At 31.6% G+C, this 983-nt stretch carries 1 protein-coding gene and 1 pseudogene; both read left to right on the top strand.

The window, feature by feature from the left end; all coding sequences use genetic code 11:
- Nucleotides 1-740: pseudogene (locus tag BABA_RS13775) on the top strand (IS200/IS605 family accessory protein TnpB-related protein); the annotation flags it as partial.
- A partial coding sequence (locus BABA_RS26075) for an IS200/IS605 family accessory protein TnpB-related protein (protein WP_157273191.1) occupies nucleotides 683-983 on the top strand: 301 nt, incomplete at its 3' end. The pseudogene BABA_RS13775 and the gene BABA_RS26075, both read left to right, overlap by 58 nt.

Here is a 983-nt window from a genome sequence, read left to right as displayed (position 1 = left end):
ATTATTTTGTGGTGCAATATAAAAAGAAAACAGATATCTATTATCATGCTTATCAATTTGAGCATGCCTATTTGGATATTCAAGTTAATCGGACAAAAACTAAAATTGGTTTTTTGGCTTTCAAGTTAAATAAGTTTGAAGAACAATTAAAACGTTTGAAAACAGTAATTTCAAACGTTGTTTTTGGTACCAAAAAATTATTTAAATCACAATACACCATGAATATATATAAGAATAATCACGAAAAATGGATTAAAAAATGGAAAGATTCCCGATACAAGACAATGGTTATATCCGGACGTAAGGATGCTGCTTCTGGAAACTTTGTTTTTAACTACAATATTGAAAACCACTCCTTAACTTATAAAACTCCTTCAGGTGTTTTAGTTGAAGTCAAAGAAATTTCTTTCCCCTATGGACAAGAAAAAGTTGAAGCAGCAATTTCTATTCAAAAAAATTGCAAAAATAAAAAGCAATACGGAAAACCGATTGCTTGGTCTATCGAAGACCAAGGCGAATATTACATATTCAAATGCATTATTACTGAAGGAAAAAATGAATTCGTAAATTATTCTAAAGCGGACGGAATTATTGGTATAGATTGTAACGTTGACCATTTTGCCATATCCAATGTGAACAATAAGGGTCAACTTATTTCTTCATGGTCGCTAAAATTTGAGATTTGGGGAAAACATCCAATCAAATTACGAAAGTTATTGAAGCTGAAGCAATTGAAGTAGTAAACGCCGCATATCGAGAAAACAAACCGATTGCTCTTGAAAAATTAGATACGACTAAATCAAAAGTTTCAAGTGCTTATGGCAATAAGAAAGCGAACATGATGATGTCCATGTTTGCCTATAACAAAATGATTTCTGCCATTAAATCAAGAGCTGAAAAAATGGGTGTGGAAGTTTTTGAAGTAAACCCTGCATACACAAGTCAAATCGGGAAAATGAAATACATGAAGCGCTTTGGAATAT

This window comes from Neobacillus bataviensis LMG 21833 (genome assembly GCF_000307875.1).
GTDB classification, from domain to species: Bacteria; Bacillota; Bacilli; order Bacillales; family Cytobacillaceae; genus Neobacillus; species Neobacillus bataviensis.
Note: the sequence above shows the minus strand (reverse complement) of the source record. Positions and strands in the feature narration are given on the sequence as shown.